This window comes from Synechococcus sp. PCC 6312 (assembly GCF_000316685.1).
Classification (GTDB): Bacteria; Cyanobacteriota; Cyanobacteriia; order Thermosynechococcales; family Thermosynechococcaceae; genus Pseudocalidococcus.
The window spans coordinates 656,849-674,294 of the sequence record NC_019680.1; the positions used below are offsets into that span (position 1 = coordinate 656,849).

Sequence of the window (17,446 nt, forward strand, 5' to 3'; positions counted from 1 at the left end):
CAGGAATTTTCACTGGACACACAACAAGCCAAACATTCAATCTTGAGAACTCAAATCCAGACTCAAGAACACCAGAGTCAGATTACTTTGAATAGAAGGGAACTGACAACAACGGGGAATATGAAAAACTCCTGTTTTAGTTCATTATCCTTGCCATCCAGGGAACCTTATCTCTCAGTGGGTTTTCACTTGGATCAAGTTACTTAACCTTTGATAACTAGTATCCTGCCATAGTTGGAATCAGACCTCTACCGTAAAATTACGCATCTTTTGCTGGATAGAATTGCCCAAAGAAGCAGGCCCCGTAAATCTACCGAGAGGCCTGGGGACAAGCAGGTCACAGGAATGTCCAAGCCAGATAGCCTAATTACGGATTTGAATCGGCATGACCAAATAGGTGAGCTTCATCCCGCCCAAGGGAGTCAAAATGGCTGGGGTCGTCGGCCCATTGAGTTGCAGTTGGACTTCTGCGGCGGCCATGACTTTCAAGCCATCCAAAACATATTTGACATTAAACGCCACTTCCAAAGACTCTCCCGAAATTTGGGCAGGGATTAGTTCTTGACCGCTCCCTAATTGTGGCGCTTCCGCCGATAACTCCAATTGTTGTTTCTCGGTGTTCAGAATGATTTTGACAACATTGTTCTTCTGAGCCGCCAATACTGCGACCCGTTCTAAAGCCGCCACTAATAAAGCCCGTTCTACAGTCACTTGCCGCTCAAACTGACGGGGGAGGAGTTGGGTGTAATTGGGATATTGCCCTTCTAGGAGCCGACTGGTTAAACAGGCCTCACCAGGAATTTCAAAAACAACTTGGGAGGTATCACAGCGCATGGTCAGGTCAGATTCTTGCTTACTCAACAGCCGCTCCAGTTCTCGCAAGGACTTCGCCGGAATTGTAATTGGCGATAGGGTACTGGGAATGTCTTGAATCGCTGCTGCCACTGCTAACCGATGCCCATCCGTAGCCGCAAATTCCAGGCCATCGGGCTTAAAACTGACATGGAGTCCGGTCAACACCTGTTTGCTTTCATCACTACTGGCGGCAAAGAGACTATTCTGTAACCCATCCCGGAGGGTCGTCGCGGTTAATTGCAAGGAGGCAACTTCTTCGAGGCTCGGTAAGGCAGGAAATTCTTCGGCGGTAATCCCCTGCATTTGGTAATGTCCAGAGCCATAATCCAGGATAACTTGCGTATCTTCAGCCGTAATTTCAATGTCCTGATTTGGTAACCGCGAGACCATTTCGTTAAATAACTTAGCGGAAACGGTGATTGTCCCCGGAACTTTTACCGTCGCGGGTAGCCACACCTGCATGCCCAAACTCAAGTCAAACACCGTCAAGCTCAGGTAGTCATCGGCAGCATTCAGGAGAATATTCGCCAAAATCGGATGGGAAGGATTGGTGGGGGCAACCCGACTGAGCAGGGACAACTTACTACTGAGGGAATTTTGAGGACAGACGACTTTCATGGGGATAATTACGGTGTTGAGAATGAGGTGCGGTGGTCAAAATGGTCATAGAAGTTAACCGACAAACCCAGCCGCCAGAATCATAGACCTTCCCTATCCTACAAGATCAATCCCTGGGGAAATTTACCCTTAATTTAGAGTTCAGCTTAGAGTTCAGCGGCATAATCGTCCCTGCACAACTTAGAGAGGGAAGAATTTAGCTCAGACCACAGAGTTTGGCACTCAAATCCCATAACTTGCGGGCCTTGGCATCATCTTGGGCTTCATTAGAGACTTCCTGAGCAAAGGAACGCCGGCCGGGTTGTTGCCGATTCCCCCAGCTCCAGTAAATACCCGATTCTTTCAACTCTGGATCCGCCACCACAGCCGCCACCCGATCTCCAGCTAACTCTTGGGAAACATAGCCGCCGGTAATATTTTTCTGAAACAAGGGGAAAAGCTTTTGGAACAGGGGATAGTGATTGCGGAACAAGGGTGTATCGGCCACACAGCCTGGATAGAGGGAGCTAAAGGTAATGCCCGTTGAGTCATGGTAACGCCGATGCAACTCCCGCATGGTTAAGACATTACACAATTTACTATCTTTGTAGGCTTTTCCGGGTTTGAAGGGTTTGCCGTTAATCATCGAAATGGGGGCCTTAAACCCGGCCTCAAATCCAGCCAGATTACCTAAGTCAGGGGGAGCCGGAATCGGAATTTTACCGCCCAGTTCCTTGGGATTAGCAGTTACGGTTCCTAAGATCACAAGACGGCGATCAGGATAGGTGGATTTTTTCAGGTCTTCGAGCATCAAATTACAGAGGAGAAAATGCCCCAGGTGATTGGTCGCAACGCTGAGTTCATAGCCATCGACACTGCGGAGGGGTTCTTTCAGGAGGGGTAGATAGACGGCAGCATTACAGACTAGGGCATCTAGGGGTTTTCCGGTGGCCCGAAATTTTTCCACAAACAGCCGCACCTTACTTAAGTCGGCTAAATCTAGGGGCAAGATCGTGTAATTCTCGGGTTTCATCCCCACGGATTTGGCGACGGTTTCGGTTTTGGACAAATCGCGACAGGCCATAACAACGTGCCACCCTTTTTCGGCCAGGGCCCGTGCAGCTTGTAACCCAACGCCAGAAGAGGCTCCGGTAATCACGACTGTAGGGGTATATTGTTCTGCCATAATCCTTTAACTTCCCGGTGATGCCTAATGCAAGGACAGTTTCTAGGATTCCATGAGGGGTGAAGCCGCGGTGAATCTTGATGTCCTTCTGTAACAAAACTCAGCAAAATATTTGCAAATTGTTATTGGAGCTAGCTTGACGACAGAAGCGCAGCCAGTCATTTTTCCAAGTATCACCATTCGCATTCCTAGGGACAGACCCACCGATCCCGGATAAACTCATCGGTTAAAAACTGGATAAAGCACTGCACTTTGGCAGAAGTAAAACGACTGCGGCGATAAACGGCATGAATGGGCATTGGCGTTGGTTCATAATCTTTCAAAACAATTTTCAGGGTTTCTTGGTAAATTTCATCGCCAAACATCCACACTGGGGCAATCGCAATCCCCATCCCAGAGACCACAGCGGCCCGGACGGCAACAGAGCTATTGGTTTGAAATTGCCCTTGAACTTCAACCTTGATGCAGTCTGTTTGCTGAAGAAAATACCATTCGTTGCCCGTGGCTAAATTGGTATAAACAATACAGTTGTGGTCTTGTAACTCTTCTGGGGCCTGGGGGATGCCCGCTTGCTTGAAATAGGTTTCTGTGGCAATGGCTACTCGGCGAGTTGTGCCAATCCGATGCGTCACTAATAAGTCATCCTCAATCCCACCAATGCGAATCGCCACATCCAGGCCTTCCTCAACCAAATCAACATGGTGATCGGCCATCTGTAAATTGACCTTAACATCGGGGTATTGGGCCAGAAATTTTGGCAATCGCGGCACAATCTGCATTTGCCCAAACAAGACGGAACAGCCAACCCGAAGCATTCCAACTGGATTTTGCGGGGCCTGGAGATTGGCCTCAGCTTCCGCCAGGGTTTCAAGAATGTGCTGGCAATAGGTATAAAATTGTTTGCCTTCATCCGTCAAACTGAGATAGGTGGTTGAGCGAATCAGTAATTGCACCCCTAAGTATCTTTCTAACGCTGCAATGTGTTTACTAATTGTCGGTTGTGTCGTCTGTTGTTCTCGGGCCACCGCAGAGAAACTGTTGGTTTCTACCGCCCTGACAAAACTCTTCATCCAGGCCAGGCGATCCATTCCATCCCTATTCCAGATCGGTATAAACTATATTCTAGTTTGCCCCCTTCTCAACCCAAATTAAATCAGCCATGATGGACGCAACAACTTTCCGATTCAAGGAATAAAGACCTCATGGGAATCAAGCCTCTTAACTCACTCCTCACAATTGGTGCTGTGGTGGGTTTCATCGGTGTGGGAGATCTTGTATTACAAACAGCAGTCCCCCAATGGCAATCAGTAGCAGTGGCAGCCCCCGCTCAAACTCCGGCGGAACAAATTACTCTCATTGTTAAAAGTAAAGGACAAGTGGGAAGCGGCGATCAATTACGGCGATTCTTCTTTGGTGACTTACTGCCTTTGGGTGTGCAACCGGGCGGGGCGGGCATGGTTGTCAATCTCTATAACAAAGCTAATGATGTTACATTCTCTTATTGTGCCACCTACGATGTTATTGTCGCCGTTAAAAAAGGCAAAATCACGATGTTTGACCCTAGCGAAGTGAAATAAAGTTATTGATTGCTAGTTCAGTCGATCGAATGTCCCCTTTGTTCTTAGAGAATACAGGGGATTTTTATTGTTAACTAGGTTTAAGAAAACTAATAAAATGATTTACCAGATGATTCATTAGAGTCGTGATTAATCTATTTCAACTGGCTGGATGGTTTCACAAATTACCTCGGTCAACCTTCTTGTGGCTGGCTGTGATGATTTTTGGACTCTCAAATCCAGTTACCCGAAAACTGACTGAATTAGGGGCGGAAAACTTAATTGATGGACGGAATCCGGTTTCCCTGTGTAATATCCTTTTTGTGGGCAATCTCTGTGCAATTCCGATGCTGGGGTGGCTCTACTGGCAGGAACTCCATTGCAACATCTGGCGACAATTATCCCGGCAGCAGTGGGTGTATTTAATTCTGGTGGCCATTTTGGCAGGTGCGGTGGCTCCGGCGGTCATCTTCCAGGCCTTGGAGTTAACCAATGTTAGTAATGTGATTTTGATTGGCCGCTTAGAACCGCCCTTAACTTTGGGATTGTCAGTTTGGTGGCTAAAGGAAAAAATTCATTTCTGGGACATCACTGGAGCGGGATTGGCTGTTATAGGAACAACCCTGACTCTGTTGTTGCAAGCACCGACTCCAGGCATGATGCACATTGGCAGCTTTCACATTGGTGCAGGCGAATTATTAGCCATGATGGGAGCACTTGCTTTGGCCGTAGCGACAATTTTAGGGCGGCAATATTTAGCCCAAGTGACGGTGGGAGTCTACAGTTTATTTCGGACTGTTCTTGGCAGTGTTATTTTCTTATTTACTGCTCTGTATTTGTATGGTGCAGTCCACTTTATGGATGTTTTATCTCCCTTTCTTTGGCAGTGGATGCTGTTTTATGGTGCCGTGATTGTTGTGGCTGGTCAATTGCTTTGGATTTGGGGTTTAGAGTCTAACGGTATTGTTGCGGCATCCTTGGTAGCTTCTTTTACGCCAATATTTGGCATCCTGGCCGCCTATGTTTTCCTGGGGGAAACACCAACATCAGCCCAATATTTAGGTGGGGGAATTATTTTTCTTGGCGTGTGCCTGGGGCAAATGGGGCTGCGGCGGCAACTCTCTCTGGAAGCGAAGGCTATGACGACACATTCATTACCGATTAAACAACGCTTGGAAAATCAGGTGGGATTTAAAGGGTTTTAGACTAAAAGCATAATTCCTGCTAGTTGAGGAAGTGTGAAACAAGTTGAACTTAATGAAAGAAATCTGCTCTAAATCTATTCCTAATCGAGAGAGACTTAGGGTTCGCTGTACTTCATCCGCTAATTAGGCGTTATGGAGCTAACTAGGGTTTGTTGACACAGGCCTGGTTAAGATAGAAAAAGTCTCTTAATGCTTCTTAACCCAAGTCCCATGACCTCCACTGCCCCTCGGTTAACTGCCCCGCCCTTAACGGGTGATCAAATTCGGCAAACGTTCTTAGAGTTTTATGCCGCCAAGGGACACACAATTCTCCCCAGTGCTTCTCTGATTCCTGAGGATCCGACAGTCCTGCTCACCATTGCCGGGATGTTACCGTTTAAGCCAATTTTTCTCGGACAACAGGCCCGGACGGTTCCCAAAGCCACCACCTCACAAAAGTGTATTCGCACTAATGATATTGAAAATGTGGGTCGAACCGCGCGCCATCATACGTTTTTTGAGATGTTGGGCAATTTTAGTTTTGGCGATTATTTCAAGACCGAAGCAATTAGCTGGGCCTGGGAACTGTTAACCGAGGTTTATCAACTCCCCCCAGATCGCTTAGTTGTGAGTGTGTTTGAATCCGATGACCAGGCCTGGGAGATTTGGCACAGCAAAATTGGGATTCCCCCAGAAAAAATTTGTCGGATGGGCGAAGATAGCAACTTTTGGACGGCTGGCCCGACTGGCCCCTGTGGCCCCTGTTCTGAGATTTATTACGACTTTCACCCCGAACTTGGCACAGATGGCCTTGATTTAGAGGATGATTCCCGCTTCATTGAGCTATATAACCTGGTCTTCATGGAGCTTAATCAAGATGCCAATAAGCACCGGACTCCTTTACAAGCCAAAAATATTGACACTGGCATGGGCCTGGAGCGAATGGCGCAGGTATTACAAGGCGTTCCCAACAATTACGAAACTGATTTAATTTTCCCGATCATCCAGGCCACGGCTAACTTAGCTGACATCAACTACGCAGAGACAACCGAATCCGTCCAAACCTCCTTAAAAGTCATTGGCGATCATCTCCGGGCCGTGGTGCATTTAATTAGTGATGGGGTGAGTGCCAGTAATGTTGGGCGGGGCTATGTCTTGCGGCGGCTGATTCGGCGGGTAGTTCGGCATGGGCGATTAGTCGGGATTACCAAACCCTTTACAACGGGCGTGGCGGAAGTGGCAATTCAACTGTCTGAGGTGGTGTATCCCCAGGTGCGACAACGGCAAGCGGTGATTTTGGCAGAACTGGAACGGGAAGAAGAGAATTTCCTCAAAACCTTGGATCGGGGTGAAAAACTCCTGGCTGAAATTATTGCCAAAGCCAAATCATCCGGGAAAAAAGCTAAAACGGCGATGATCTCTGGCCTGGATGCTTTTACGCTCTACGACACCTATGGTTTTCCCTTTGAGTTGACCCAGGAAATTGCCGCCGAACAGGGCTTAACGGTGGATGAAAAAGGCTTTGATCAAGAAATGGAGAGCCAACGTCAACGCTCCCAGGCCGCCCACGAAACCATTGATTTAACGGTGAAAGGGAGTTTAGATCAACTGGCGGAAGACATTCACCCAACCAAGTTTATTGGCTACGACCAGTTTGCTTTGACGACTGAAATTGCCGCGCTACTCGTGGATGGGGACATTGTCAAATCAGCGGGGCCTGGGACTTCAGTACAGGTGATTTTGGCCGAAACTCCCTTCTATGCCGAATCTGGAGGTCAAATTGGTGACCGGGGTTACTTAGCGGGAAGTGATGTCCTCGTCCAAATTGAGGATGTCCAAAAGGAAAACGGCATCTTTGTCCACTATGGCCGGGTTGAACGGGGCAGTCTCCAGGCCGGGGATACGGTTACCGCCCAAATTGATCTCACCAGTCGCCGCCGGATTCAAGCCCACCACACCGCCACCCACCTCTTGCAAGCAGCCCTGAAAAAACTGATTGATGACTCGATTTCCCAGGCCGGGTCATTGGTCGCCTTTGATCGGTTGCGGTTTGACTTTAATTGCCCCAGAGCCTTAACTGCTGCCGAAGTTCAACAAGTTGAAGACCAAGTCAACACTTGGATCACAGAAAGCCACGCCACCCAAACTGAAGTTCTCCCCATTGCCGAGGCCAAAGCCAAGGGTGCGATTGCCATGTTTGGGGAAAAATACGGGGCAGAAGTCCGAGTGATGGATGTACCGGGGGTTTCAATGGAACTCTGTGGCGGCACCCATGTGGGCAATACGGCGGAAATTGGCCTGTTCAAAATCATTGCCGAAACCGGGGTCGCCTCTGGAATTCGCCGGATTGAAGCCATTGCCGGGCCTGCGGTGCGGGATTACCTCAATCAACGGGATCAGGTCGTGCGGGAATTGATGGAGCGGTTCAAAGTTAAACCCGAGGAAATTATTGAACGGATCACCGGCCTGCAAACGGAACTGAAAACTACGCAAAAAGAACGGGAAATCCTGAAAGCCGAACTCGCCCTCCTGAAAGCCAAAGACCTCCTCACCCAGGCCAAGGCCATTAACGATCTAAATATTCTCGTGGCTGAGTTGCCGGATATGGATGCGAATGGCCTGAAAACGACAGCGGAATGGTTCCTCCAAAAACTCCCCCAAGGTGCGGTGGTGTTGGGCTCTGCCTCGGAGGGGAAAGTTAGTCTGGTTGCAGCTATGAGTCCGGAAGCAATTAAACAGGGGCATCATGCCGGGAATTTAATTAAAGAACTGGCTCAACTCTGTGGTGGTGGTGGCGGTGGCCGACCGAATTTTGCCCAGGCCGGTGGCAAACAACCGGAAAAACTCGCAGAAGCCTTAAACTTAGCGCGGACTCTCCTAGAGATTTAGGATTGGGAAAAAGCCTATGGAAGAATTACTAGAGTTGCGGGCCTTAGTCCAAAATCACGACTACGAAAAAGCCCTAGCTCTGATTGATGAACTTGAGGAAATGTCGCGGGAAGACAAGTTAACCAAAATCTATAGTTACGCTGTGGTGCTGTTAGTTTATTTAATCAAACAAGCAGCCGAGGAACGTACAACCCGGTCTTGGGAGTTTTTGATTTATAACAGTATCAAGAGTATTAAACGGGTTAATCAGCGGCGTAAATCCGGTGGAGTCTATGCCAACGAAGCACAACTGCTTGAAATTATTGAGGATGCGTTTGATACGGCCTTAAGAAAGGCGGCTTTGGAAGCGTTTGAAGGGGTTTATTCAGATCAGCAACTTTTAGAGAAAATCAACCCCACTGAAATTCAGCAACAGGCTTTAACTTTAATCAAGGGTGAGGGGTAGAGTCGGAACCAGGCCTAAAAATCTCTGTTATTGTGGCAGTGGTTGTCCCAATTTTGCCCAGGCCGGGGGAAACAACCAGAAAAACTTATCGAAGTCCGCGCTCATTTTGGACTTTGAGTCATATCCCTAGGGATCAATTCGTTTAGCTATTCAAAATGGTTAAGAGGTTTTGGATCGCCATACTGGTGGCTCGAATGGCCTGGTGGACTTGGGGGCTTTTATTTTCAACTTGAAGTAAATAAGCCAAACTCGACTGCAAATAGGTGAGTGCCATTTGGGCATTGGCATCCATGTTGAAGACCCCAGAATTCTCTGGATCATAGCCATAGTCAGGTTGCGGGGCCTGGTAGGTTGGCGTTTGTAATGCTCTGGCATCGCCATTGGGGTCATTCATCGGCGTTCCCTCAAAGGTTGTTATATCTTGAAATTCAGATCGGTCTCGGACAAAAACTTGGGAATCCTCTGGCAAATCAGGCACATCTTGGCGGGGCACAAACTGTAGTACCGTGGATTCGTCATCATGCTGGACATCCTCGGCCTTTGGCTCTGGGGATACTGGGGAGATTGGGGCCGGATGGGGCGATTCTTTGGGAGCGGGGGGCAGCACTTGAGTCGGGGAATTGGCAACTGTGGACATTCGCTCACCAATTTCGTGGGAACTAGCTGCATCAGATCCTGACCTTCCATCCTCTTTCTTCAGCCAAAGGACAAAATCGGCGGCACTTAGGGTTGCTTCATGGCCAAGCGTCCGAATCACCACAAAACCGTTAGCCGCACTCACACTCTGGATTGGGTACCAAGTTCCGCGATGTAGAATCATTGCATCTACACCAGACATAGCCCCCAAAGTATTGACGGGACGGCGTTTGCCTTGTCTCCAGCGATCTTTCCAGAGAATCCCTGCCTCTGTGTATTGGGCAACATAGCCATCGGGGACAGTTCGGTACTCAAATCGCGCAAATCCAGGCACGCTAGACTTACCCATTAAAAAGATGTCATAAGGGATAAGGGCTTCCTGAATTAACCCCATGTAAGGAGACTTTTCCCGAACATCCAAACAGGCCTGGGGACTTTCCAAATTAACCCGAGCGATAATCCCTTCCCGCTGTGCAAGTAATTGTGCTTCCCGGAATACGACATCCACTTTTAAATTTCGATTACACACCATCTTGGGTTGCCCACTGACAATACCGGCAGCAAACTCCTGAATCACCTCACGATCATCAAGTTGTCCTTGTTCCGGGGAGCGTTTAGAGCTGGAATGGCTTTCGGTATTAATCATAATCAGCTAATCAATTAAGAACACATAGAAACCAAAAATTCCTTGAAAACATGAAAATTTTGTAGAGCAGGCATTATAAAGCTATAGTGTACAGCCTAACCCAATCTAGTTTTCCCAGGTAGTCCGTGAGTGCCACTTAAGATGATGCTGACCCCACTTGCACACTACCCATGACCGGCAGCGAGAATTTGCTGTTCAATTAATTGCCGTAGCTGCGACAAGTTGAGGATGTTAAGGGTCTGGGCCTGGGGGTCAACTTTTAGCCAGCCTTTAGCCGCAAACCGTTCCATCAACTTCTCAGCTTCCTCTGTTCCAATACTAGCGATATCTGCCAGATCTTTGGCCGGGACATTACAGAGGGTCGCTGTCATTCCACCACTGGGTTGCCCATAGCGCTGCCCTAACCCCACCAGGACATTGGCCAACTTGACGGCCGGCGGATAGGTCATGGCTTCGATACGGGAGTTCGTCTGGCGTAACCGCTGGGCCATCAGTTGTAACATTCGATAATTTAACTTTGGTTCCCGCAACAAGACTTGGGTAAATTTTTGTGAAGGTACTGCCATGATTTCTGCCCGTGTCAAAGCGACAACATCGGTCGAGCGCGGTGCTTCATCTAAAATAGCCATCTCCCCAAAGAAATCCCCAGGCCCGAGAATAGCCAGCGTATGTTCAGTCTGATTGCTCCCTAAGCGGCGGACTTTGACCCAGCCTTCCAAAATGAAATAGACGGCATTCCCCCAGGCATCTTCAATCAAAATTGCCCGGTTAGCGGGATACTCATTTTGCCAGGCCACGCCTAACATCCCTCCGAGGGCCTCTGCTGAACCTGTATCAAACAGGGGGAAAAGCTTACTAAAATCTCCGGTTTCCATAGCCGCTCTAGGTTAGGTTGGCAGAAAAAGGTACTTTAAATATATCTAAAAAGAATGAAAACGAATCCATTCATCCTCTTACCCTCTAGCCTACCTGTTTATGCCCACCCTGATTCTTGCCTCTGCTTCCCCAGCCCGCCGCCAACTCTTGGCCAATGCTGGAATTTCCGCCCAAGTCCAAGTCAGTCATGTGGACGAGTCGGCCTTTAATCATAGGGATCCCCATGCGTTAGTCCAAGCCCTGGCCCAGGCCAAAGCCACCGTTATTGCCCAGCGTCTCCACAGCCCAGCCTTGGTGCTCGGTTGCGATTCAGTGTTAGTGCTTGAGGAGGAAATTTATGGCAAACCCCAAGATGCACAGGAAGCAATTCTGCGTTGGCAACAGATGCGGGGCAAAACCGGACAACTCTTAACGGGGCACGCCTTATTAGATAGCTATCAACAGAAATCCTTGGTCAATGTGGATTGTACGGAAGTCACCTTTGCCCCGGTTAGCGATGCCGAAATTATGGCCTACGTCGAGAGTGAAGAACCCCTGGCCTGTGCCGGTTGTTTTGCCTTGGATGGCCGGGGCGGCCTATTTGTCAGTGAAATTAAGGGCAATCCTAGTAACGTCATTGGCTTAAGTCTGCCGCTGTTGCGCCAAATGCTCCAAGAACTGGGCTATCAAGTTACGGATTTTTGGCAGAGTTGATTTTTGTCTTTTTAGCGAACGACTTTGACGGGAGTCCCAAGGGCAACTTTTTCAAAGAGTTCTTCTATATCTTGGTTTTTCATCCGTACACAGCCATGAGACACGGCCTGGCCAACATATTGCGGATCTGGAGTCCCGTGAAAGCCAATCCAATCCTCGCCATCGGTCCAAAAGCCAATCCAACGCCGGCCAAGGGGGTTGCGGGGATGTCCAGCCCGAATCACTCTGCCATCAAAGGGATTAGCCCAATCGGGATTCCGGATCATTTCCTTAACCATGAATTTTCCCACAGGGGTTTCCCAGCCTGGTTTCCCCACCGCCACGGGATAGGTCTTCAGGGCTTGATTACCTAAATAAAGCGTTAAACGGCGGCGAGTGATGTTCAATTCTAGCCAGAGGTTAGTTGCGATGGATTGGGTGGCAATTTGTCCCGATTGAATCGCCCACTCCTGCCAGGCCGGTTGGTTGGCTTGGGCCGCCTCTATTCCCCAAGACGGACTTAGCCCCAAAAGACTAATCAAGATTAAACTTCGCAGTGAGGATCGCCAATGGGCAGCAAGCATGAACCAAGAACCAGTCATAGATACAAAGTTAACTTGTCAAAATTTACACAAATCCCGATGGAGTCTTTTCTTTAGTTAGCTCTCGGAGGCGAAATTATGTCAACTCGCACCTGGAGATCGAGACAAGGAGAGACGGTTTAGTTTGTACTTCTCCAGACGCGAGGTTTCGGGGGAGAATAGAGCCATGAATAGACCCACAACTGGTGAGAACTTTAACTTTAAAGGAGAATCGAATGTCAGCATCCCCAGTTGAGGTTGTTGAAAATTATTTCACTGCTCTCCAGGCCAAGGACTTAAAGAAACTCCCGTTAGCAGACACGATCATTTTTACGGATCCATTGGCAGGGACATTAACCAGTCAGACGGCGGTGGTCGCATTTTTGAGCAATGTTTTACCGATTCTCCAGGCCATCACAATTCATTACCATGTGCAAGATCAAAACCGAGTCGTTACCCGTTGGGATGCCCAGACAACCTTGGGTATGATTGAGATTCTGGAATGGTTTGAAATTTCTGACGGTCACATTCAGGTTGCCCAGGCCTTTTTTGACCCGCGAGTGATAACCCAGACCCGATAATCCAGAGAGAGCCAGACATTGGATGTGCGATGCCGCCAGTAGAATCCATCACCATACCCACTCCTCAAGAACAGGTTGCGGAGATTTTAGGGCCAGTCCTAGATGGTAAATCTTTGACACCCCAGGCCGGAGAATGTTTACTCAAGGTTGCCAGTCAATTCCCCACCTCAGATTTAGCTGTTATTCCCCCAGGCCTGGGTCAAATTCAAGCCGCGGCGGATCAACTCCGGGCCAAACGGGTGGGTGAGACCGTGACCTATGTAATTAATCGGAATATCAACTTCACCAATATCTGTGAGCAACATTGTGGGTTTTGTGCCTTTCGCCGCGATGCGTATACACCCGGAGCCTACTGGTTAGATTTAGAGGAAATTTTACGCAAAGCTGGGGAAGCCGTTACGTTGGGAGCGACGGAAATTTGTCTCCAGGGCGGTTTGAATCCCCAGGCCCAGGCCAATGGTTCAACCCTCAACTATTACGCCACAATTATGCGAGAACTTAAATCTGCCTTCCCGCACCTCCATTTACACGCTTTTTCTCCCCAAGAAATTGAGTTTATTGCCCGCCAAGATGACCGGGGATTTGTGGATGTTCTCGCCCATCTCCAGGCCCAGGGTTTGGATTCCTTGCCCGGAACAGCGGCCGAAGTGTTGGTGGATCGGGTGCGTCAAATTATTTGCCCAGAAAAACTCAAAACTGAAACTTGGCTCGAGATTGTCACCACTGCCCACCGCTTAGGTTTACCCACCACTAGCACTATGCTTTGCGGCCACATTGAAACCCCAGCCGAGCAAATTCAACACCTGGAACATCTGCGCCAACTCCAACAAACCGCCCTTGAAAACCACTACCCTGGCCGGATTACGGAATTTATTTTGCTGCCCTATGTGGGAGAACAGGCTCCTCTAGCATTACGGAAACGAGTCGGCCGCTCACAACCCGATTTACTCCAGACGCTGGCTTTAACCGCCGTGGCTCGCTTGTATTTAGGCGATTGGATCCCCAATCATCAACCCAGTTGGGTCAAACTTGGCCTGGAGGGGGCAAAAATGGCCTTGACCTGGGGCTGTAATGATCTCGGTGGCACCCTAATGGAAGAACACATTACGACCATGGCCGGGGCCAAAGGCGGTACAGGCTTAACTCCCCAGGAACTTCAAGTGGCCATTACCAGTCTTGGGCGGCCGGCCCAACAACGCACCACCCTCTATCAACCCCTAGGAGACCCGATTCATGGCTCGCTTGGCTAAGAAAAATCCCCGCTCCCTGGCTTGGATAGCAGGTGGTATGGTCTTGGTGGGAGTAGCCGGAGCCGGAATCTGGTGGTGGCAAACCCAGGCCAAGTTGGGCCAATTACCGGATGGTGTGACTCTCATTCCCGAATCAGCCCTCTATACCATCACGGTGACTACGGAAGCTCCCCCTTGGCAATGGGTACAGGCAGCAGGTTTATTTCAATCCCAGGCCTGGTTACGGGGGCCATGGGGGCCAGTCTCACCGGAGGGGATTAAAATCGGGGACTTGGATTTCACCAGGGATATTCTGCCTTGGTTAGGCGCGCAGGCCACGTTTACCGGCTTACCCATCACCCCCGCCACGGCCCTCCAGTCCAGTGATTCGCCTGTGGCCTGGATTTTACCCATTCCCGATCAGGCCAAAATTGAGCCTCTCCTGAATACCCTCAAGCAACAAACCCAACGCGATTACAACGGGGTACCAATTTATAACGTCCCTGGGCCTTTGGGCGAAGTTGCGGGTCAAGGCATCACCCTGATCACTCAAGGTGAGAAACAATACCTGGCCTGGAGCAACATCAACGCAGCCCTGGAACAGGTGATTGATACCGCCCAAGGCAAACCAGCCTTAGCCCAAGTCTCCCGTTACCAAGATGCTGTGATTGCCACAGGCGGCGAAGGCCCCCAGGCCCAGTTTTATCTCAATATCCCAGCCTACACAGCCCAAAATACTCCCTCCCCAACCCCACCAGATTCTGAGTTGGCCGGTCTGGCGGCGGCCCTGCGCTTCCAGGATAACCAACTGCGGATTAAGGCTATAACGTGGCTACCGGAAAAAAGTGAACGCGCCCTCCTCCCGGAAGCCAATGTCAGTCAGATACCCCAAAAGCTCCCTGGGACTACCCTGGCCACCTTTACCACCAGTAATTTTCAAGCCAGTTGGCAGAACGCCCCCCAAGACTGGCAAAACAGTATTAGCCAGGGATTCCAGCAACTATCTGGCCTGAATCTGGAGCAAGAGGTTTTACCTTGGCTTAAGGGGGAGTTTGCCCTCGCGATTGTGCCTGTCCCCAATGCCCGCTTAAATGTGGTTGGCCTGGTGGTGGTGGCCCAAACCAAAGACCGCCCTAAAGCGGTTGCAACCCTGGAAAAGCTAGATCAAACCGCCCAACAGCGGGCCTGGCAAGTCACAAAAGATACGGAGAAACAAACCACCACCTGGACAATGCCCCCCGGAATTCCCCTCGGTCAACATGGCTGGTTGGATCAGGACACCCTATTTATTGCCCTCGGCCCGAACTTGACCGAGGCCCTTTTGCCGCGACCCAATCCCCCCTTAAGCCAAGGCCCCCTCTTTCGAGCCACCCTACCCAATCCCGGCAGTAGTCAATTATTTGTGGACTTTAATAGAACATTTTCCTTAACCCAAAACAGTCCCATCCTCCCCCAACTCGCTCCCCCCTTCCAACAAGCTCTACAACCCTTTCAAGGCCTGGGAATTGCTGGCCGAGTCCGCAATAGCTGGAGTCAAGAGTATGAAATTCGCCTCAACTTGAACAATCCCTAAGCGGTTTGACGGGCATGGCAGAGTCCGCACATTTTCCACTGATCCAGTTCCGGACGGGGGGTGGGACATTGACACTGGGGACATAAGGGAAGGCGGGCCGTAAATTTCTGGACAGCGGTTGACCATTGACTAAAAGCGGCTTGGGCTGAGGGGGGAGCAGGCTTGTGGAGGCGGGGTTGACTCCGAACTAGTGGCAATTCGGAGCGGTTAGTCAATTTTTGCAGCGGCCGTTTAATGGGCCAATCCCGACTGGAAAAGTGAATATCTTGGAGGGGAACAGGGAGCCGTTGATTCAGTTTGGCCAAAATTCGCAGCCGTTCAAAGCTCAAAGTCTGGGCCCAAACGCTATTGGCCACCGCAACTTGGAGACGATGGGGCGGCAGAATGGTTACGGGCTGGGCCTGGCGGGCGACAACCTCTCCGACAATTTCATTCCAGGCCTGGAGAATAAACCAAAACCGTTGCGGCTCAGACCAGGCCGGATCCTCCTGGAGACGGACTAAAACCCGATCAATGGGGGCAAGGGGCATACAAGGAGAGCAGGATCTGGGCGTAAGAGTCAGAATTGTTAGTTTAGCTTATTCAGTGGGTGGCTCACTCGGCTCAGATTTAGGGGCCGATAAAACTTCCCAGGCCTTGGCGAGGCGGGCTTCAAGATCTTTGACCTGTTCCTTTCCTTGCTCTGTAACATGGCTGGCATTGGCCTGGAGATCACTGATTACCTTCTCCAAACTCGCAACCGTTTGCTTGAGAGTCTCTTGGACAGAATTGGGGAGCGTCGCAATTTGTTCTTTGGCTAAATCCTGGATAGCGGCCAGTAACTCTTGGGCGGCTTGGGAGACCCGACTTACAGTAGAGATTTCCGGCGTTGTTTCAGACATAGAACGAATTCCCCTAAAAAGGCTAATGGCCGACAGTATATCGCGCGTATCTCGGTCTGTGTATGGCGATGATGCCATTTCTGTAGCTAATAAGGAAAATTTATTGGGGTAACTCAGTCAACAGTCCCATCATCCCAGAGGGATAGAGAAATTTCCGGGTAACTCTGGACAGACTGCAACAAAATTTCTGGCTCAAATCCTGTATCTGTGGTGTTGGCTGGAACTTGTCGGTGGCAGCGATAGGCAAATTCACAGCTTGGACAGCGACCTTGGAGGGGATCAACTTGGGGTAAGGGGTTTCCCTGGTCATAGGCCAATAACCAAGCTTCCAGGCGTTGGACGAACTGCTCCAATCTCTGCTGGGTTTGTCGATGGAGAGCCTGGCTATAGCGAAAGCTCAAACTATGTTGGCCATCATCCCCAAGGGCAAACCAGTAGGTCATGACAATTGACTCGGGGGGATAATCTGTGGTGGCGGCTAATAAATAGGGATACAGCCGCGTTTGCCAGTGGTGCTGCAAATATTGGGGTGTTTGGGGGCGTTGATAGGTTTTCCAATCTAAAATCTGGGCCTGGCTTTTACCCCAAATGACTAAATCATAGATACCCACCAGAGTGACAGGCCCCAATATGACTTGCCGCCGATGTTCACTATCCCGTTGCCCTAAAATCATTGGCGGGGGTGCTGCTTGGAAGGCCTCATACCATGACGGCAGTGGCTCATTTCCCTGCAAGAGTGGGGTAATGTCTAAACCCAGTTCCCGTTGTTGCAGCAGCCGATGAAACCAAGTCCCCAGGTCTTGCGGTAAATCTACCCCTAAGTTGGCCGTGGCTTTGGCCTGGAAATTTGGCAACCCCAACTGATCTAAATAGAGATATTGGAACTTGCGGGGACAATAGGCCAGGGCTTGGAGCGAGCTTTGGGTCAGGGATAGGCCCGGTGTCTCAACAAGAGGATCAGTGGTCAAGGGTTCGTCCAGTAGGGGCATAGGTCAGGCAACAACCTCAAGATCGGACTATTTATTTGCTTGAGCAGTGATATGGCCGATAAAGCTCACT

General features: G+C 49.8%; 17 protein-coding genes. 8 read left to right on the forward strand and 9 right to left on the reverse strand.

Annotated elements, in window-relative coordinates; all coding sequences use genetic code 11:
• Positions 1-363: 363 nt before the first annotated feature.
• The 3 genes from dnaN to SYN6312_RS03190 form a co-directional block, all read right to left on the reverse strand.
• Positions 364-1,473: a DNA polymerase III subunit beta gene (gene dnaN / locus SYN6312_RS03180; RefSeq protein ID WP_015123421.1), complete on the reverse strand. Its 1,110-nt coding sequence runs from the start codon at positions 1,471-1,473 to the stop codon at positions 364-366.
• Positions 1,474-1,669: 196 nt separating this feature from the next.
• Entirely contained in the window at positions 1,670-2,638 is a 969-nt protein-coding gene (locus tag SYN6312_RS03185; protein ID WP_015123422.1) for a protochlorophyllide reductase, read from the reverse strand.
• A 188-nt stretch (positions 2,639-2,826) separates the two neighbouring features.
• Entirely contained in the window at positions 2,827-3,726 is a 900-nt protein-coding gene (locus SYN6312_RS03190; RefSeq protein WP_015123423.1) for a LysR family transcriptional regulator, read from the reverse strand.
• Between the two features lie 114 nt (positions 3,727-3,840).
• Between SYN6312_RS03190 and SYN6312_RS03195 the strand changes: the two genes are divergently transcribed.
• From SYN6312_RS03195 to SYN6312_RS03210, 4 genes are all read left to right on the forward strand, one after another.
• Positions 3,841-4,215 (forward strand): hypothetical protein, encoded by a 375-nt coding sequence (locus tag SYN6312_RS03195; protein ID WP_015123424.1) that lies wholly within the window; start codon positions 3,841-3,843, stop codon positions 4,213-4,215.
• A 197-nt stretch (positions 4,216-4,412) separates the two neighbouring features.
• Positions 4,413-5,399 carry a DMT family transporter gene (locus tag SYN6312_RS03200; RefSeq protein ID WP_083853551.1) on the forward strand — a complete coding sequence of 329 codons (987 nt, stop codon included), beginning with the start codon at positions 4,413-4,415 and terminating at the stop codon, positions 5,397-5,399.
• Positions 5,400-5,609: 210 nt separating this feature from the next.
• Positions 5,610-8,267, forward strand: a complete 2,658-nt coding sequence (gene alaS, locus SYN6312_RS03205) for an alanine--tRNA ligase (RefSeq protein ID WP_015123426.1) — start codon at positions 5,610-5,612, stop codon at positions 8,265-8,267.
• Between the two features lie 16 nt (positions 8,268-8,283).
• Positions 8,284-8,712 (forward strand): DUF29 family protein, encoded by a 429-nt coding sequence (locus SYN6312_RS03210; protein ID WP_015123427.1) that lies wholly within the window; start codon positions 8,284-8,286, stop codon positions 8,710-8,712.
• Positions 8,713-8,854: 142 nt separating this feature from the next.
• Here SYN6312_RS03210 and SYN6312_RS03215 read toward each other — a convergent pair whose 3' ends face one another.
• Together SYN6312_RS03215 and SYN6312_RS03220 are read right to left on the reverse strand one after the other, a co-directional pair.
• Positions 8,855-9,994 carry a hypothetical protein gene (locus SYN6312_RS03215; protein WP_015123428.1) on the reverse strand — a complete coding sequence of 380 codons (1,140 nt, stop codon included), beginning with the start codon at positions 9,992-9,994 and terminating at the stop codon, positions 8,855-8,857.
• A 164-nt stretch (positions 9,995-10,158) separates the two neighbouring features.
• Positions 10,159-10,869 (reverse strand): Crp/Fnr family transcriptional regulator, encoded by a 711-nt coding sequence (locus tag SYN6312_RS03220; RefSeq protein WP_015123429.1) that lies wholly within the window; start codon positions 10,867-10,869, stop codon positions 10,159-10,161.
• Between the two features lie 100 nt (positions 10,870-10,969).
• Here SYN6312_RS03220 and SYN6312_RS03225 point away from each other — a divergent pair, with 100 nt between their 5' ends.
• Positions 10,970-11,563 carry a nucleoside triphosphate pyrophosphatase gene (locus tag SYN6312_RS03225; RefSeq protein ID WP_015123430.1) on the forward strand — a complete coding sequence of 198 codons (594 nt, stop codon included), beginning with the start codon at positions 10,970-10,972 and terminating at the stop codon, positions 11,561-11,563.
• Positions 11,564-11,574: 11 nt separating this feature from the next.
• On the opposite strand, the gene SYN6312_RS03230 is transcribed toward SYN6312_RS03225, so the two are convergent.
• The gene (locus SYN6312_RS03230) at positions 11,575-12,126 is read right to left on the reverse strand and encodes a L,D-transpeptidase (protein WP_015123431.1); all 552 of its coding nucleotides are present in this window, start codon (positions 12,124-12,126) and stop codon (positions 11,575-11,577) included.
• A 233-nt stretch (positions 12,127-12,359) separates the two neighbouring features.
• On the opposite strand from SYN6312_RS03230, the gene SYN6312_RS03235 reads away from it, so the two are divergent.
• From SYN6312_RS03235 to SYN6312_RS03245, 3 genes are read left to right on the forward strand one after another with little or no spacing between them, the layout of a single operon-like run.
• Positions 12,360-12,704 carry a nuclear transport factor 2 family protein gene (locus SYN6312_RS03235; RefSeq protein WP_015123432.1) on the forward strand — a complete coding sequence of 115 codons (345 nt, stop codon included), beginning with the start codon at positions 12,360-12,362 and terminating at the stop codon, positions 12,702-12,704.
• A 29-nt stretch (positions 12,705-12,733) separates the two neighbouring features.
• Positions 12,734-13,954: a 7,8-didemethyl-8-hydroxy-5-deazariboflavin synthase subunit CofH gene (gene cofH, locus SYN6312_RS03240; protein ID WP_015123433.1), complete on the forward strand. Its 1,221-nt coding sequence runs from the start codon at positions 12,734-12,736 to the stop codon at positions 13,952-13,954.
• Positions 13,938-15,506 carry a DUF3352 domain-containing protein gene (locus SYN6312_RS03245; protein WP_015123434.1) on the forward strand — a complete coding sequence of 523 codons (1,569 nt, stop codon included), beginning with the start codon at positions 13,938-13,940 and terminating at the stop codon, positions 15,504-15,506. The genes cofH and SYN6312_RS03245 overlap by 17 nt, the downstream gene beginning before the upstream one ends.
• Here the strand turns inward: SYN6312_RS03245 and SYN6312_RS03250 are convergent.
• From SYN6312_RS03250 to SYN6312_RS03260, 3 genes are all read right to left on the reverse strand, one after another.
• Positions 15,503-16,036 carry a DciA family protein gene (locus SYN6312_RS03250; protein WP_015123435.1) on the reverse strand — a complete coding sequence of 178 codons (534 nt, stop codon included), beginning with the start codon at positions 16,034-16,036 and terminating at the stop codon, positions 15,503-15,505. The two genes, SYN6312_RS03245 and SYN6312_RS03250, sit on opposite strands and share 4 nt — an antisense overlap.
• A gap of 48 nt (positions 16,037-16,084) precedes the next feature.
• Positions 16,085-16,387: a hypothetical protein gene (locus SYN6312_RS03255; RefSeq protein WP_015123436.1), complete on the reverse strand. Its 303-nt coding sequence runs from the start codon at positions 16,385-16,387 to the stop codon at positions 16,085-16,087.
• A 113-nt stretch (positions 16,388-16,500) separates the two neighbouring features.
• Positions 16,501-17,376, reverse strand: a complete 876-nt coding sequence (locus SYN6312_RS03260) for a PD-(D/E)XK nuclease family protein (protein ID WP_015123437.1) — start codon at positions 17,374-17,376, stop codon at positions 16,501-16,503.
• Between the last annotated feature and the right edge of the window lie 70 nt (positions 17,377-17,446).

Coding starts and splice junctions, on each gene's coding strand:
- dnaN (WP_015123421.1), bottom strand. CDS start 1,473: ATGAAAGTCGTCTGTCCTCAAAATTCCCTCAGTAGTAAGTTGTCCCTG.
- SYN6312_RS03185 (WP_015123422.1), bottom strand. CDS start 2,638: ATGGCAGAACAATATACCCCTACAGTCGTGATTACCGGAGCCTCTTCT.
- SYN6312_RS03190 (WP_015123423.1), bottom strand. CDS start 3,726: ATGGATCGCCTGGCCTGGATGAAGAGTTTTGTCAGGGCGGTAGAAACC.
- SYN6312_RS03195 (WP_015123424.1), top strand. CDS start 3,841: ATGGGAATCAAGCCTCTTAACTCACTCCTCACAATTGGTGCTGTGGTG.
- SYN6312_RS03200 (WP_083853551.1), top strand. CDS start 4,413: ATGATTTTTGGACTCTCAAATCCAGTTACCCGAAAACTGACTGAATTA.
- alaS (WP_015123426.1), top strand. CDS start 5,610: ATGACCTCCACTGCCCCTCGGTTAACTGCCCCGCCCTTAACGGGTGAT.
- SYN6312_RS03210 (WP_015123427.1), top strand. CDS start 8,284: ATGGAAGAATTACTAGAGTTGCGGGCCTTAGTCCAAAATCACGACTAC.
- SYN6312_RS03215 (WP_015123428.1), bottom strand. CDS start 9,994: ATGATTAATACCGAAAGCCATTCCAGCTCTAAACGCTCCCCGGAACAA.
- SYN6312_RS03220 (WP_015123429.1), bottom strand. CDS start 10,869: ATGGAAACCGGAGATTTTAGTAAGCTTTTCCCCCTGTTTGATACAGGT.
- SYN6312_RS03225 (WP_015123430.1), top strand. CDS start 10,970: ATGCCCACCCTGATTCTTGCCTCTGCTTCCCCAGCCCGCCGCCAACTC.
- SYN6312_RS03230 (WP_015123431.1), bottom strand. CDS start 12,126: ATGCTTGCTGCCCATTGGCGATCCTCACTGCGAAGTTTAATCTTGATT.
- SYN6312_RS03235 (WP_015123432.1), top strand. CDS start 12,360: ATGTCAGCATCCCCAGTTGAGGTTGTTGAAAATTATTTCACTGCTCTC.
- cofH (WP_015123433.1), top strand. CDS start 12,734: ATGCCGCCAGTAGAATCCATCACCATACCCACTCCTCAAGAACAGGTT.
- SYN6312_RS03245 (WP_015123434.1), top strand. CDS start 13,938: ATGGCTCGCTTGGCTAAGAAAAATCCCCGCTCCCTGGCTTGGATAGCA.
- SYN6312_RS03250 (WP_015123435.1), bottom strand. CDS start 16,036: ATGCCCCTTGCCCCCATTGATCGGGTTTTAGTCCGTCTCCAGGAGGAT.
- SYN6312_RS03255 (WP_015123436.1), bottom strand. CDS start 16,387: ATGTCTGAAACAACGCCGGAAATCTCTACTGTAAGTCGGGTCTCCCAA.
- SYN6312_RS03260 (WP_015123437.1), bottom strand. CDS start 17,376: ATGCCCCTACTGGACGAACCCTTGACCACTGATCCTCTTGTTGAGACA.